This is a genomic window from Thiocystis violacea, assembly GCF_016583575.1.
Taxonomy (GTDB): domain Bacteria; phylum Pseudomonadota; class Gammaproteobacteria; order Chromatiales; family Chromatiaceae; genus Thiocystis; species Thiocystis violacea.
Genome location: NZ_NRRG01000002.1, coordinates 192,708 through 207,762 on the forward strand (window position 1 = coordinate 192,708; position 15,055 = coordinate 207,762).

The window sequence follows — 15,055 nt, forward strand, 5'->3', positions numbered from 1 at the left end:
TGAAAGCGGCTCTCAACCGATCCCTGACGGGAGCGAGGAGTGGGCCGAAGGCTCCCGACTCAGATCCCTCAACACCAGGTAGATCGCCGACGAATCCAGCTCGCCGAGCCCTTGACCGACCAGGACGTCGAGATAGCGGGCAACGGCGTTGGCGGACGGCAGGGACAGACCCAGCTCCTGGGCGGCCTCGGCAACGATCCGCATGTCCTTCTGGTGCAGGCGAGCCTTGAATCCAGGCTCGAAATTCTCGTCGATCATGCGTTGCCCATGGACATCCAGCACGCGACTACCCGCGAAACCGCCGAGCAGGGCCGCGCGGACGCGGGCCGGATCCACGTCGGAGGCCTGGGCCAGCCGCATGGCCTCCGCCACGGCGACGATGGTGGCCCCAACGAGGATCTGGTTGCAGGACTTGCAAACCTGCCCGGCCCCATGGCCGCCGACATGGACGATGTTCTCCCCCATGACATGGAATAGTGGAAGCACCCGCGCGAAGGTCGATTCGGCGCCGCCCACCATGATCGACAGGCGCCCGTCGATGGCGCCGGCCTCGCCGCCCGAGACCGGGGCATCCAGCATCTCGACCCCGCGCTCGCCGAGTCGCTCCGCCAGACGCCGCGTGACAGCGGCCGAGATGGTGCTCATGTCGACCACGACCGATCCTGGATGAACACCGGCGAGCACGCCGTTCTCGCCCAGGATGACGGATTCGACATCGGGGGTGTCCGACACCATGGTGAAGATCACATCCGAGCGATCGGCCAGTTCGGCGGGCGAACCGCAGGCGCTGGCCCCCGCCTCGATCAATGGCCGCATGGACTCGACCCGGCGCGCATGAACCGCCAGGGAATAACCCGCGCGGAGCAGATTCAGGGCCATGGGTCGCCCCATGATGCCCAGACCGATGAAGCCGATCCGCTCACCCATGCGCCCTAGCCTCCTCCAGATCCAGCAATTCGAGCCAATGCACGACCGGGGTTCCCGTTCCGCCCGCCAGATGGAGCTGACAACCGATATTGGCGGTGGCGATGACCTCGGGCGCGTCCGATTCCAGGGCCGCCACCTTGTCGACCCGAAGCTGCCCGGCGAGCACCGGCTGGGTCAGCGAATAGGTTCCGGCGGATCCGCAGCAGAGATGGCCATCCGGTACATGGGTCGGAGTGAAACCAAGCCCCGCCAGGATGGGTTCGACCACCCGTTTGAGCTGTTGTCCATGCTGAAGACTGCAAGGCGCGTGGAAGGCGACCCGGCGGCCCCGTCCAGGCGAGCCGAGCGGCGACAGATCCTCCTGTCCCAGGATCTCGGCCGGGTCACGCGCCAGGGCCGCGACCCGCGCCGCCTTGTCGGCGTAAAACGGATCCTGGGCCAGAACCTCCCCGTACTCCTTCACCAGGCTCCCGCAACCGCTGGCGCTGACCAGGATCGCCTCGCAGCCGGCCTCGATCTCCGGCCACCAGGCATCGATGTTGCGCCGCATGGCCTCCAGCCCCGCCTCGCGGGCGTTCAGATGATAGGCCACCGCGCCGCAACAGCCGGCCTCGGGGGCTTCCACCAGGTCGATCCCCAGGCGGGATAGAACGCGCGCGGCGGCGACATTGGTCCGGGGGGTGATGACCGATTGCACGCAACCGGCCAGCGCGAGCATCCGGCGGCGCCCGACCGGCCGAGGCCAGGCGCGCGCCGGCTGGCGAGGCGGCAGTTTGGCCTTGAGCCCGAGCGGCAACAGCGGGCGCACCCGCTGTCCCAGCCAGACCAGAGGGGCCAGGCGTGCGCGATAGGGGACGATCCAAACGAGCGCCTGGCGCAACCATCGCTCGCGCCAGGGCCGGGTGACACGCGCCTCGACGTAATGACGGCCGATGTCCGCCAGGCGCGCGTAACGCACGCCCGAGGGACAGGTGGTCTCGCAGGCGCGGCAGGTGAGACAGCGATCCAGGTGGCGTTGCGTGATCCGCGTGGGCGCCTGCCCCTCCAGCACCAGCTTGATCTGATAGATGCGTCCGCGCGGCCCATCGAGCTCGTCGCCGAGGAGCTGATAGGTCGGGCAGGTCGCGGTGCAGAAACCGCAGTGAACGCAGGCCCGGAGAATGGCGTCGGCCTCCTGGCCCTCGGGCGTGCGCAGGAATTCGGGCAGGATCTCGGTTTGCACGCTGATCCCCTAAAGACTGGCGTAGAGACGGCCGGGATTGAGGAGGCCCATCGGATCGAAGGACTGCTTGACCTGGCGGTGCAGCCGCATGAGCGGCTCGGGCAGGGGCGGATAGACCTCGCCAGCGCGGTCGCCGCCGCGAAAGAGCGTGGCGTGACCACCCAGTCTGGCGGCCTCGGCGCGGATGGTCGCGGCCTCCGCGTCGCTGCGCAGCCAGCGCTGGGATCCGCTCCATTCGATCCATTGGGGTCCGGCGAGCGCCAGAGTCGGGGCCGCCTGGGGCAGGGACAGACGCCACAAGGGGGTCTCGCCCTGGAAGAAAGGATGTTGCTGATCGCGGACCCCGTGGTGCCAGAACGCCTCGGCCTCGGACGCCTCGACCGGTTCTCCGCCGATGCGCTCCGCCGCCTCGATCAGGCCCGGCCCGGTACCGGACAGGCGCACCCAGAGACGCTCGCCATCGCAAGAGGTCGCCGTCACCGGCCAAGGCTTCGCCGCCCATCGGGTCATTCGGGTCAGCGCCTGCTCCAGGCCAGCCTCCAGGACCAGGGTCCGGGTCGCCGGTGGAATCGGCAACACCTTGAGGCTGACATCCAGCAGGATACCCAGGGTTCCCAGGGCGCCGACCATGAGCCGCGAGACGTCGTAACCGGCGACGTTCTTCATCACCTCGCCGCCGAAGCGCAGCACCTCCGCGCGCCCGGTCAGGACCCGGACACCCAGCACCAGATCGCGCGCCGAGCCCTGGTAGGGCCGGGCCGGACCGGACAGTCCGCAGGCGATGGTTCCGCCCAGGGTGGCCTCGGAAGCGTCGGGAGCCCGGAAGCGGGGGGGCTCGAAGGGCAACATCTGACCCTGCTCGGCCAGCGTGGTCTCCAGTTCCGCGAGGCTGGTTCCACACCGGGCGGTCACCACCAGTTCCTTGGGCTGGTAATCGAGAATGCCCGCATGCCCCGCCAGACTCAGCGGCTCGCCACGCGCGACCCGACCCATGAACGTCTTGGTGCCACTCCCCAGGAGCGCCAAGGGCCTCCCGCTCGCGGCCGCGGCCTCGACGCGGGCCTGAAGCTCGATCGTCAGATCCTTACCCACGGTCCGCCCTCGATCTGAGTTGAGATGGAAAGTAACCGAGCCAGGTTCCGCGCCGGGCGGGACCGGTCAGGGAGGACTGACCGTGCGCAGCGCGCTCCGGATGATCTCCTCCGACGTCTTGGCCCCATCGTCCGCCGCGCGCGCCATGCGGTTCGCGTCCGGTGGCCGGTAGCCGAGCGCCACCAGCGCGCTCACGGCATCCGCGAGGGCCTGATCCCGCTCGCCACCGGCCGGCCGGGGCATCCCGATTCCCGGCGAGCCACCGGCGCCCAATCCATCGATCCGATCGCGCATCTCGATCACCAGGCGCTGCGCGGTCTTCTTGCCGATGCCGGGGATGCGGATCAGGGCGTCGCTGTCCTCCTGCTCGACGCATTGCGCGAAGCGTGCCGCGTCCATGCCGGAGAGGATCGCCAGCGCCATGCGCGCGCCCACGCCCGTGACCTTGATCAGGGCGCGAAACAGCGCCCGATCCTGATCGCGGATGAAGCCGTAGAGTATCTGCGCATCCTCGCGCACCACCAGATGGGTGATCAGGGTCACCGTCCCGCCCACCGGCGGCAGCTCGTAGAAGGTGGACATGGGCGCTTCCAGCTCGTATCCAACCCCGCCCACGTCCAGCAGCAGTTGCGGCGGTTGCTTCGCCAGGAGCTGACCACGGAGCCGACCGATCATTGGAATCGGACGGCAGGGAGGGATCGACAGGCGACAGCCGATCGATTGAGATTGGATAAGGACCATTCAAACATCATCGTTCCGCCGCCCGCCTCGCGAATAAGGAGAAGCCAGCCAAAAGCAAGGCCGCGCCCAGCCAACTGACAACTGACAACTGACAACTGACAACTGACAACTGACAACTGACAACTGAAACCATCCCCCGCCTCAGGGCCGCCAGTCGCGCCAGGAGGCCGCAGCGCGCTTGCGTGTCGGAAGGCCCATCGAGTGGGCGTGACAGAGCGCGATGGCGAGCGCGTCGGCCTCGTCCTCGCCTGGGGTTTCGGACAGTGATAGCAGGACTCTCACCATGTGCTGAACCTGCGATTTCTCGGCCCCGCCAGTCCCGACCACCGCGAGCTTGACCGATTTCGGGCTGTATTCGTGCACGGTCACCCCACCCTTGAGACCGGCGCAGAGCACCGCGCCGCGCGCCTGGCCGATCTTGAGCGCCGCCGTCGGGTCGCGCGCGAAGATGAGCTGCTCGACGGCCATCTCGTGAGGCTGATACTCGGCCACGATGGCGGCGATCCGATCGAAGATGAGACCCAGACGACCCGGCCAGGGCTGGTCCCCGACCCGGATGCAACCGCTCGTGATTCTGACGCTGTGGCGCCCATCGCTATCGATCACGGCAAAGCCGGTATTGCGTGAGCCCGGATCGATCCCCAGGATGCGATGGCGTAGGTTCGTGGCGGGGATCATCGCGGAGCGGCCGCGATACCGGAGCGCATCGAGCCGGGAGCCCAGCCGCGATCAGGCATCCAGCGCCGCCAGGATCTCGTCGGCGATGTCGGCGTTGTGATAGACCTCCTGCACGTCGTCCAGATCCTCCAGTTGCTCGACCAGCTTGAGCAGCTTCTCGGCGGTCTCCAGGTCGAGATCGATCAGCGTGGCGGCGTTGTAACTGATCTCGGCGACCTCGGTGTCCAGCCCGGCCTGGGTCAGCGCCTCCTTGACGGCCGCGAAGTCCTCGGGCGAGCTGATGACATCGAGCGAGCCGTCGTCATTGACCACCACATCCTCGGCGCCGGCCTCGAGCGCCGCCTCCATCACCTGCTCCTCGCTGGTCCCCGGCTGGAAGCTGATGACGCCCTGCTTGGTGAACAGATAGCTCACGGAACCATCGGTTCCCAGATTGCCGCCACGCTTGCTGAAGGCATGCCTGACCTCGGAGGCGGTGCGATTGCGGTTGTCGCTCATGCAATCGACCATGACGGCGACCCCGCCGGGGCCGTAGCCCTCGTAGCGGATTTCCTCGTAATTCTCACCCTCCATGCCGCCCGCCCCGCGCTTGATGGCGCGCTCCACGGTGTCGCGCGGCATGTTGGCGCCGAAGGCCTTGTCCATGGCCAGGCGCAGACGCGGGTTGGCGCCGGGATCGCCGCCGCCCTCGCGCGCCGCGACCGTGACCTCGCGGATCAGCTTGGTCCAGACCTTGCCGCGCGTCTTGTCCTGCGCGGCCTTGCGATGCTTGATGTTGGCCCATTTACTGTGACCGGCCATGGATGGTTTCTCCTGACATGGAATTCGGCCCGGGACGGGTCACCGGGCAAGCCGAGGCGCGAAGGCGGCGCCCGACTGGGGAGCCCCAGGCTGGGGATCCACCCCCATCGAACGGGGCTCCGACGAACGCGGAGCGCCGGCCGTGCGTCTTGTTCAGCGGCGCATATTAGCATCCCGAGCCGGCCGCCTGGTAAGCGCCGGGCGCGCGCGAGGCTGAAATGGCGACGCTGAGCGGCGCGGGCACTGTGCTAATCTTGGCGACCCGATTCCCGCCCGCCGCCCCGACGATCCGAATCCCGAGAGCCCGCTATGTACGCGACACCCGAAACCGCCGATGGCTGGATCACGCACTTGCTCGCCATGGACGACGAGGGCTTCGTCGTCGCGGCGCGCTTCGCCATCTCGCCCGCCTTTCGCCGCCTGGTGGGGGGGCGCGAAGCGGATCTGGTGTTCGCCGCGCGCAGTCGTCTGGCACGCATGGGAATCAACATCCTGCCGCTCGGCGAGCCCGATCTGAACGGGGATCATTGCGACATCCAGTTGCGCATCCTGGCCGCCATCCGCTCCTATGGCATCGCCGCCCATCTGGAGCGCATCGTGGTCCCAGGGCTGCGCGTCGGCCGCCTGGTGTTCTGCCCGACGGACAATCGGCTCGATTCCGCCGGGATCCATCGGCTCATCCGCGACAATAGCCTGCAGGTTCCAGCCGGCTTCTCGCTTGATGGTCACGGGTATCTCATCCTGCGTCCACAGCAGCGGATCTATCGTTTCCAGAAGCCCCTGACGCCCGACGAGGTGACGGCCATCGCGACCCACGCCGACGGCAAGGATCTGCTCAACCGGCTACAGATACGCGAGAAGGTCGATCATATCGAGCTGCCGCCCAGGGACGGACTGGTCACCGCCTGCTCGATGTTCCTGCATCGCCATTACGTGGTGCTCCGTAACCTGGACGAGTCGCTGGGGGTGCACCTGCAAGCCACGGTGCTGGATCCGGTCTCCACGCGCGGAACCAACGTCTATCTGGAATTCATCAACCGCACCGAGCAACTCATCATCAATCCGAGCGTGGCCGCCTCGGTGCACGAGGCGATTCGGGTGGATCCCAAGCCGCGTTACTGGCATGGGCGCCCGGACGACCGCGAGGAGCCGGAGCCGCGCGAGACGATCGACGCGACGGGTTACCAGGCCCTGCTCGGGATCTTCGATCGGCTGGAGGCCAGTCCGGTGGGGAATCGCTACTCCCATCGCATGACGGCCATCACCCGCGATGCCCAGGCCCTCATGGACGGCGTGGATCCGGATCTGGTCTGGACCCAGCCCCTGACGCCTCGGGATCCGCGCGGCGGAACCGACCTCGCCGCCGGCCTGGTCGCGGAAGGGCTGGACCTCAACACTCGGACGGAGTGCGGAACCGAGATCCTGGCGCGACTCCCGGACGAGGCGCGCGCCACACTCTTGCTCGGCTATTTCCCGAACCTGATCGAGCACACCCAGATCTGCGAGGCCGCGCTGCGCCGGCGCCTCTCCCGCATCGTCTTCCGGCGCGCCTCCTTCGAGCACGGACCCTTCCTGTCCTCCCGCGATCATGGGCGACTGGCCGACTACGAAGGACTCGGGCTGCGGGTCTTCTGGTGCAACGAGCCGCGCGGTCATGTGGTGCGCCATGTCTTCAGGGGATTGCGTGGCTACTTCACGACCCCCGATCAGGTGGATCGCTTCCGCTCCTGCCTGATCTTCGCCGTCTATGGCTCGACCAAGCCGCTCAACGACCAGGCCGCGCGCCAGGTGGAACGGCTGCTCGTGAATCTGCGCGGCCTGTTCGGCAGCGATATCGGGATCCTGACCGGCGGTGGCCCAGGCGCCATGCAACAGGTGACCGATGCCGCGCACCGACAGGGGCTGATGGTCGGCTCCAGCTTCATCGAGACCATCGATCAGGAGCCCAACCAGACCGCCGAGTTCTACCAGACCTTCCAGGCACGTAGCCGACAGGCGCGGCAGCGCTGGTTCGAGATCGCGAGCTTCCATCTCTTCCTGGTCGGCGGCGTGGGCACGCTTGAGGAGATCGGGCTCACCCTCACGGACATGAAGCTGGGCGTAATCGAGACCGGCCCCGTGGTGTTTTTCGACAGCTCTGGCGGAGATTTCTATTGGGATGGACTGCGCCGCCAGCTCGATGAGATGGAGCGACAGGGCCGTGTGCCGGGTTGGCTGATCGAGCAGATTCTGATGACGACCGATCCAGACGCCATCCCGAGGTTCTACAAGCAGGCCCTCAGACTGGGCTGAACGCGCGCGAGCGGGAGCGAATCGCGGCCCGCTCGTGACATGACGCACCGAAACCAGGACAATTCCGGGGAGGCCCTCGCGCATCGTGGAACAGAGGTTCGGGAGGCGCCGATCGATGCGGACGTCAGGGCGTCGGTCGAGGATCGGAAGACGAGGATATCCAGACTCATTACATGGTTGGCGACATGCGCGCCTTGACCCGGTCGGCAGCTTCCAGGCCATCCGCGGCATGGATCGGCTCAGCGCCGCCGTAACAGTTACTTGGTCGCCTGGCGAGCCGCGTTCCGACCGCGACCAGCCGGACTCGAGACAAGGCCGTGTCAACATTGATCACCTTCGAACATCCTCTCAACGAACGTATCCGAACCTTCCTGCGGCTCGAACATCTGTTCCGTCAACTGGACCAGTTCGTCCACCAGGAGGATCAGCGATCGTCGCGCTGCGCCATCTGGGTGCTGCTGGACATCGTCGCGGTCACCGCGCGCGCGGATGTCAAGAACGAGATTCTGAAGGAGCTTGATCGCCACATCGGCAATCTCAATCGACTCTCGACCCAACGCGGCGTCGATCCGGAGGCGCTGGCCGAGGTGCTGGACGATCTGCGTCGAGCCATCGACGGCATCCAGCAACTCAATGGCCCCATCGGTCACGGCGCGCGCGAGGACGAATTTCTCAAGGCCATCGCGCAGCGCAGCAGCATCCCTGGGGGCACCTGTAGCTTCGACCTGCCGCACTTCCACTATTGGTTGATCCAGCCGACGGAGCGCCGTCAGGCCAGGTTCGGTGAATGGCTCGGGGATCTCAAGCCAGCGATCGAGGCCATCCAGCTCGCGCTCTCGCTGGTCCGCTCAAGCTCGGCCTCGCGCCAGGTCGTCGCCGAGGGCGGCTTCTACCAGGAGGCCATCGACCCCCTGGCGCCGGCTCAGATGCTGCGCGTCGGCCTGGAGGGCGAGGCGGCCATCTTCCCCGAGATCAGCGGTCACAAGAACCGCTTCAGCATTCGCTTCATGAATGCCGAGCCCCAGGGTCGGGCGACCCAGCACGGCGCGGATGTCTCGTTCCGCCTCACCTGCTGCGTCTTCTGACACCATGGTCACGACAGTCGCCTGTCCTCATTGCGGCAAACCCGTGGCCTGGACCGAACAGGCACGCTGGCGCCCCTTCTGCAGCGAGCGCTGCCGTCTGATCGATCTGGGGGATTGGATCGACGAGCAACATCGCATCGCCGATCCCACCGACGCGCCGAGCGAGGATCCCCCGGCCTCCGAGGACGAACCCTACCGTCACTGACCCGGCCAGAGCCCGCGGATCGCCCCGATCCCCTGCGCGCCGTGACGGAAAGCCTCTTCCAGATCCTCGGACCTCAGCCCGCCTAGGGCATAGACCGGAAGCGGCACGAGATCCACCAGATCGGCGAAGGTCCGCCACCCGAGCGGAATCGCCTCGGGATGACTGGCCGTGACCTGGACTGGCGAGAGTACGCCATAGTCCAGACCAAGCTCGGCCGCGCGGGCCAGTTGGGCCTGATCGTGACAGGAGGCGCCGACGATCTCGTTCGGCCGCCCAGGGCGCTCGGAAAGCCCCATGAGCGTCTGGCTGGTCAGGTGCAATCCGTGCCGTGGGACGCCGTCCACCGATCGCGGATCGCGATTGAGCAGGAGGCACGCCCCATGCGGCTCGCACAGAGCGTGGGCGGATCTCGCCAGCCGGACATAGTCGTCCAGCGACAAGTCATGCGCCCGCAGTTGGACAAGCCGGATGCCCGCCGTCAACACCTGGGCGAGTCGCTCAAGGAAATCGACTGGTCGGCGAGGATCCTCGCCCGTGATCAGCAGAACGGGAGGAAGGCGCAGGGCATTGATGATGGGCCGGTCGGCCGCCGGGAATCGTCCCGGATCCATGGCCTCCGGCGCCACCCAGGCCAGCGGCTGACCTTCGCATCCGACCGGAACGCCGGAATAACGGTCCACCCGACGCACGTCGAGTAGCACATGACGATCGCCGTAATCATGATGAACCCGGATCAAGGGCCGGCTGGCAAGAACCTGGATACCCAACTCCTCGTTCAGCTCGCGCCTCAGACCCTCCTCGGGAGTCTCGCCGATCTCCAGCTTGCCGCCGGGAAATTCCCAGAGACCGCCCTGATGGACGTGATCCGGACGCTTGGCGACGAGGATGCGCCCATCGGCATCGGCGATCGCGCCCGCCATCACATGAACGGACGCCGGGCTAGCTCCGGTATTCGGCGTTGATGCGGACATAGTCGTAGGAGAAATCGCAGGTGAGCACACGCGCGACGGCCTCTCCGCGGCCCAGCGAGACACGGATCAGGATCTCGGGCTCGGCCATGACCGCGGCCCCCGCCTCCTCCCTGTAATCCTCCGCCCGTCCGCCCGCCTCGACGATCCGGGTCGCGCCAAGCGCGATGTCGACACGCTCGATATCCAGGTCGACGATGCCCGCGCGGCCGACGGCCGCCAGGATGCGCCCCCAATTCGGATCGGAGGCGAAGAGCGCGGTCTTGACCAGCGGTGAATGGGCGATGGCGTAGGCGACGCGCCTGGCCTCGTCATGATCGACCGCTCCCTCGACCAGCACGGTGACCAGCTTGGTCGCGCCCTCGCCATCGCGGATGATCGCCGTGGCGAGATCCTGGCAGACGGCTTCGACAGCCGACAGCAAGGCCGCGTGGTCCGGATCGGCGGCGTCGCGGATAAGCGGATTGCCGAGCGCCCCGGTGGCGACCAGGACGCAGGCGTCGTTGGTCGAGGTGTCCCCGTCCACGGTGATGGCATTGAAGGAACGATCCGCCACCGACTGGAGACAGGACTGGAGGATTCCGGACTCGACGGCGGCATCGGTCGCGATGAAGGCGAGCATAGTCGCCATATCGGGACAAATCATCCCGGCGCCCTTGGCGATGCCGGTCACGGTCGCCCGCTCGCCCCTCAGCTCGAACGATCGCGATCGCAGCTTGGGCACCGTGTCGGTGGTCATGATGGCCCGCGCGGCGACTGGCCAGGCCGAGGCGTCGAACCGACCCAAGAGCTCGGGCAGCGCCGCCGCGATACGCTCGACCGGAAGATGCTCGCCGATCACGCCAGTCGAGAAGGGCAGAACCTCCTCCGGCCGGCAGCCCGCCCGCTCGGCCAGGGCCGAGCAACTGGCCAGCGCGTCCCTTAGCCCCCGCTGGCCCGTTCCGGCATTGGCGTTACCCGAGTTGATCAGGAGATAGCGCGGAGCCGCGTGGAGCAGGTGGTGACGCGCCAGGGTCACGGGCGCCGCGCGAAAGGCGTTGCGGGTGAAGATGGCGGCGCAGGCGGCGCCGGGGGCGATCTCCAGCACCAGCAGATCATCGCGCCCCTGGTAACGAATGCCGGCGCCCGCCGTGGCCAGTCGTATCCCAGGGACGGGCAGGAACGATGGATCGGTCGCGCTCATGGCGTTTGCGTCCTAGTTGACCTGGCCATGGCACTGTTTGTACTTCTTGCCGGAACCGCAGGGACAGGGTTCGTTGCGGCCAACCTTGCGACCATCGCGCACATAGGGCTGGTGCGTCTCGTCAGAGGGGTCATGGGCGTTCGGATCCTTGTCCTGTCCATCCAGGTCACCGCCAAATCCCTCGAAGACCTCGTGCTTGAACTCGAAACCCTTGCGCTCGGCGGGGACCGGTGACGGTTGAGCGGCGAATCCCGGTCCGGGCTCGCCTTCGCCGGACTGAATCTCCAGCTTGGCCAGCGTCGTCACCACATCCTGCTTGATGCCATCGAGCATGGCCGAGAACATCTGGAAGGCCTCGCGCTTATATTCCTGCTTGGGATTCTTCTGGGCATAGCCGCGCAGGTGGATACCCTGACGCAGATAGTCCATCGCCGCCAGATGGTCCTTCCAATGACCGTCGAGGGTCTGCAACATCACCGCCTTCTCGATCTGGCGCATGTTCGGCGACCCGACCAGCGTCTCCTTGTCCCGATAGCGCTGGAGCAGGGTGTCGTGAATACGGGCACGCAGACTCTCCTCGTGCAGGTCATGATCCCGATCCAGCCAGGACCGGATCGGCCAATCCCCACCGAAGTGCGCGGACAGAACCTCGCTCAGTTCGCCGACATTCCATTGCTCCTCCAGGCTCTCGGGCGGGATGCAGGTATCGATCAATCCCTTGAGCGCATCCTCGCGCATGGCGATGACGGTATCGGAAATATCGGTCACGTCCATCAGGTCGCGGCGCTGGCGATAGATCACCTTGCGCTGATCGTTGGCGACATCGTCGTATTCGAGCAGTTGCTTGCGGATATCGAAGTTGCGTCCTTCCACCTTGCGCTGGGCGTTCTCGATCGCCTTGGTCACCCAGGGGTGCTCGATCGCCTCGCCCTTCTGCATGCCGAGCCGCTGCATCATCTTGCCAACCCGCTCGGAGGCGAAGATGCGCATCAGGTTGTCTTCCAGCGACAGATAGAAGCGCGAGGATCCAGGATCGCCCTGACGGCCGGAACGACCGCGCAACTGGTTGTCGATGCGGCGCGATTCGTGGCGTTCGGTGCCGACCACATGCAGGCCACCGGCGGCGATGACCTGCTCGTGACGCTGCTTCCAGGCGGCGCGGATGGCGTCGCGATCGGCGTCGGGGCCGGCGTCTTCCAGCTCGGCCTCCAGATTGCCGCCGAGCACGATGTCGGTTCCGCGACCCGCCATGTTGGTCGCGATGGTCACGGCGCCCGGCCGGCCGGCCTGGGCGATGATGCCGGCCTCGCGCTCATGCTGCTTGGCGTTGAGCACCTCGTGGGGGATGCCCTCCTTCTCGAGCTGAGCCGACACCAACTCCGAGGTCTCGATCGAGGCGGTGCCCACCAGCGCGGGCTGGCCCCGCTCGACGCAGTCGCGAATGTCGTTGATGATCGCCTGGTATTTCTCTTCCTGGGTCAGATAGACGAGGTCGCCCCGATCGTCGCGCACCATCGGCTGATTGGTCGGGATCACCACCACTTCCAGACCATAGATCTGCTGGAACTCGTAGGCCTCGGTATCGGCCGTGCCGGTCATGCCCGAGAGCTTGGGGTAGAGCCGGAAGAGATTCTGGAAGGTGATGGAGGCCATCGTCTGGTTTTCAGGCTGAATGGCGACGCCTTCCTTGGCCTCGACCGCCTGATGAAGCCCTTCCGACCAACGCCGACCCGGCATGGTGCGGCCGGTGAACTCGTCGACGATGATGATCTGACCGTCGCGCACGATGTACTCGACGTTTTTCTGGAAGAGCACATGGCCGCGCAGCGCCGCGTAGACATGGTGCATGAGCACGATGTTGGCGGGATCGTAAAGCCCGGCACCCTCTTCCAGGACGCCGATCTCGACGAGCATCCGCTCGACCTTCTCGTGACCTTCCTCGCTCAGATAGACCTGACGCGCCTTTTCATCGACGGAGAAGTCCCCCGGTCCGAAATCCGGCTGACCCTCCTCGTTGGTGATGGGGGCCTGGCGCGTGAGCCTGGGAATGAGCGTATTGATCCGCTTGTAGAGATCGGTGCTGCCTTCCGATGGACCCGAGATGATGAGCGGCGTGCGCGCCTCGTCGATCAGGATGGAGTCAACCTCGTCGACGATGGCGTAGAAGGGGTCGCGCTGGACCCGCTGCTCGGGCGTGAACGCCATGTTGTCGCGCAGATAGTCGAAACCGTACTCGTTGTTGGTGCCGTAGGTGATATCCGCGGCATAGGTCTCGCGGCGGGTCACGGGCCGCATGTGCCGATAGCCCTGACCAGCCGAGGATTCGAACGTGGGATCGAATAGATAGGACGCCATGTCCGGCCCCATGCCGCCGGAGGAGTTGATGACGCCAACCGAAAGCCCGAGAAAATGATACAGCCGGCCCATCCAGGCGGCGTCGCGGCGAGCCAGATAGTCGTTGACCGTGACGACATGCACGCCCTTAGCGGGCAGCGCGTTCAGATAGGCCGCCAGGGTGGCCACCAGGGTCTTGCCCTCGCCGGTGCGCATCTCGGCGATCTTGCCGTCGTTGAGCACCATGCCACCGACCATCTGCACATCGAAGTGCCGCATGCCGAGGACGCGCCGGCCCGCTTCACGCACGACCGCGAAGGCTTCGGGCAGCAGGCTGTCGAGATCCGCGCCGGCCTTGAGCCGAGCGCGAAACTCCTCCGTCTTGGCGGCGAGCGCCTGATCGGAGAGTTGGGCGAGTTCGGGCTCGAGCGCACTGATCCGCGCCACCGTCTTCAGCAGTGTTTTGACGAGCCGATCGTTGCGGCTGCCAAAGATCTTCTTGAACAGATGTGTAACCATCGAAGGAACTTAAAGGCTCTGGCGGAAATCGGCGGATGATACCGGATTTCGATAACGAAGGTCGCGGCGCATTCGATTTGGCGCCGCGGATGATGCGGATCAGCCGTTGAGATCGGCGTCCGTGCTGGCCAGCCGGCGAGTCGGCATGGCGCGCAGATAGGACATGGGATTGACCGACCGGCCGTCCTTGATGACCTCGAAATGGACATGCGGACCGGTCGCGGTTCCGGTCGATCCGACGGTCGCGATCTTCTGCCCCTGCCTCACCATCTGACCTTTCTTGACGAGATTGCTGGTGTTGTGCGCGTAGCGGGTCACCAGACCGTCCATGTGCCGGATGTCCACCAGGTTTCCGTAGCCGCCCTTGCGACCGACGAAGGACACGACACCGTCCGCGACCGCATGGATGGGAGTGCCGCGCGGACTCCCGAAATCGACGCCGGCGTGGAAAAGGCGCGCCTTCTTCACGGGATGGATTCGGAAACCATAATTGGAGGTGATGTACCCCGAACGCACCGGCCAACCAGCCGGGAGCGCCTGAGCGGTCAGCTCCCTCTCCATGATGTGGCCTTCGATGACGTCGAGCTTACGCTGACGATCCTGGATGAAGCCCACGAAGCTCGAGAGTTCGTCCGCCAGTTCCTTAATGGAATAGTCACGGGCCACCCCGGTTTCCGGCCCACCCTGGGGAGGCGGATTCTCGAAGTCGAACTCCTCCGGGTTGAGGCCGGACATCTGGACCAAGCGCTCCCCGAGGGCATTGAGCCTCATGAGCTGCGCCTGCATCTCACCGAGACGGGCGACCATCGCGTCCACCTCGCGGGGCAAGGACGATTGACCGACCTCCCGCGCGAGCGACCGGTTGACGGACGGGCGATCGAGGCTAATGTTGGCGAGGTCCGGGCTGGAGGAGTAGTGTCCGATCCAGAATCCCAGCCCAGCGCCGGCCAGGGAAAAGGCCAGGACAGCGAGGAACAAGACAACAGCATGTCCACGAGTGGTTTGTTT

The 15,055-nt window shown here is 66.1% G+C and carries 13 protein-coding genes; 3 read left to right on the top strand and 10 right to left on the bottom strand.

The features are described 5' to 3' along the window. Positions 1–12: 12 nt before the first annotated feature. The 6 genes from CKO27_RS02100 to CKO27_RS02125 all read right to left on the bottom strand — a co-directional run bounded on the left by CKO27_RS02100 (position 13) and on the right by CKO27_RS02125 (position 5,461). Positions 13–927 (bottom strand): 2-hydroxy-3-oxopropionate reductase, encoded by a 915-nt coding sequence (locus tag CKO27_RS02100; RefSeq protein WP_200373213.1) that lies wholly within the window; start codon positions 925–927, stop codon positions 13–15. Continuing rightward, positions 920–2,149 (bottom strand): glycolate oxidase subunit GlcF, encoded by a 1,230-nt coding sequence (gene glcF / locus CKO27_RS02105; RefSeq protein WP_200373214.1) that lies wholly within the window; start codon positions 2,147–2,149, stop codon positions 920–922. The genes CKO27_RS02100 and glcF overlap by 8 nt, the downstream gene beginning before the upstream one ends. Positions 2,150–2,158: 9 nt before the next feature. Continuing rightward, positions 2,159–3,241 carry a glycolate oxidase subunit GlcE gene (gene glcE / locus CKO27_RS02110; RefSeq protein WP_200373215.1) on the bottom strand — a complete coding sequence of 361 codons (1,083 nt, stop codon included), beginning with the start codon at positions 3,239–3,241 and terminating at the stop codon, positions 2,159–2,161. Positions 3,242–3,307: 66 nt separating this feature from the next. Further along, positions 3,308–3,916 carry a Holliday junction branch migration protein RuvA gene (gene ruvA / locus CKO27_RS02115; RefSeq protein ID WP_200373216.1) on the bottom strand — a complete coding sequence of 203 codons (609 nt, stop codon included), beginning with the start codon at positions 3,914–3,916 and terminating at the stop codon, positions 3,308–3,310. 207 nt (positions 3,917–4,123) lie between these two features. Beyond that, the gene (ruvC, locus tag CKO27_RS02120; RefSeq protein ID WP_200373217.1) at positions 4,124–4,660 is read right to left on the bottom strand and encodes a crossover junction endodeoxyribonuclease RuvC; all 537 of its coding nucleotides are present in this window, start codon (positions 4,658–4,660) and stop codon (positions 4,124–4,126) included. Positions 4,661–4,711: 51 nt separating this feature from the next. Continuing rightward, positions 4,712–5,461 carry a YebC/PmpR family DNA-binding transcriptional regulator gene (locus CKO27_RS02125; protein ID WP_200373218.1) on the bottom strand — a complete coding sequence of 250 codons (750 nt, stop codon included), beginning with the start codon at positions 5,459–5,461 and terminating at the stop codon, positions 4,712–4,714. A gap of 309 nt (positions 5,462–5,770) precedes the next feature. Between CKO27_RS02125 and CKO27_RS02130 the strand changes: the two genes are divergently transcribed. The 3 genes from CKO27_RS02130 (at position 5,771) to yacG (ending at position 9,043) form a co-directional block, all read left to right on the top strand. Further along, the gene (locus CKO27_RS02130; protein ID WP_200373219.1) at positions 5,771–7,753 is read left to right on the top strand and encodes an LOG family protein; all 1,983 of its coding nucleotides are present in this window, start codon (positions 5,771–5,773) and stop codon (positions 7,751–7,753) included. 317 nt (positions 7,754–8,070) lie between these two features. After that, positions 8,071–8,838: a cell division protein ZapD gene (gene zapD / locus CKO27_RS02135; RefSeq protein ID WP_200373220.1), complete on the top strand. Its 768-nt coding sequence runs from the start codon at positions 8,071–8,073 to the stop codon at positions 8,836–8,838. A gap of 4 nt (positions 8,839–8,842) precedes the next feature. Beyond that, a complete protein-coding gene (yacG, locus tag CKO27_RS02140; protein WP_200373221.1) occupies positions 8,843–9,043 on the top strand; it encodes a DNA gyrase inhibitor YacG in 201 nt (66 codons plus the stop codon). Here yacG and CKO27_RS02145 read toward each other — a convergent pair. From CKO27_RS02145 to CKO27_RS02160, 4 genes are all read right to left on the bottom strand, one after another. Continuing rightward, complete coding sequence (locus CKO27_RS02145) at positions 9,037–10,014, bottom strand: Nudix family hydrolase (RefSeq protein ID WP_276570113.1); 978 nt, start codon at positions 10,012–10,014, stop codon at positions 9,037–9,039. The two genes, yacG and CKO27_RS02145, sit on opposite strands and share 7 nt — an antisense overlap. Then, positions 9,983–11,194, bottom strand: coding sequence for a bifunctional glutamate N-acetyltransferase/amino-acid acetyltransferase ArgJ (gene argJ, locus CKO27_RS02150; protein ID WP_200373223.1), 1,212 nt, complete (start codon positions 11,192–11,194; stop codon positions 9,983–9,985). The genes CKO27_RS02145 and argJ overlap by 32 nt, the downstream gene beginning before the upstream one ends. Positions 11,195–11,206: 12 nt before the next feature. Further along, positions 11,207–14,047, bottom strand: coding sequence for a preprotein translocase subunit SecA (gene secA / locus CKO27_RS02155; protein WP_200373224.1), 2,841 nt, complete (start codon positions 14,045–14,047; stop codon positions 11,207–11,209). A gap of 99 nt (positions 14,048–14,146) precedes the next feature. Continuing rightward, positions 14,147–15,025: a M23 family metallopeptidase gene (locus CKO27_RS02160; protein ID WP_338115835.1), complete on the bottom strand. Its 879-nt coding sequence runs from the start codon at positions 15,023–15,025 to the stop codon at positions 14,147–14,149. Positions 15,026–15,055: the final 30 nt, after the last annotated feature.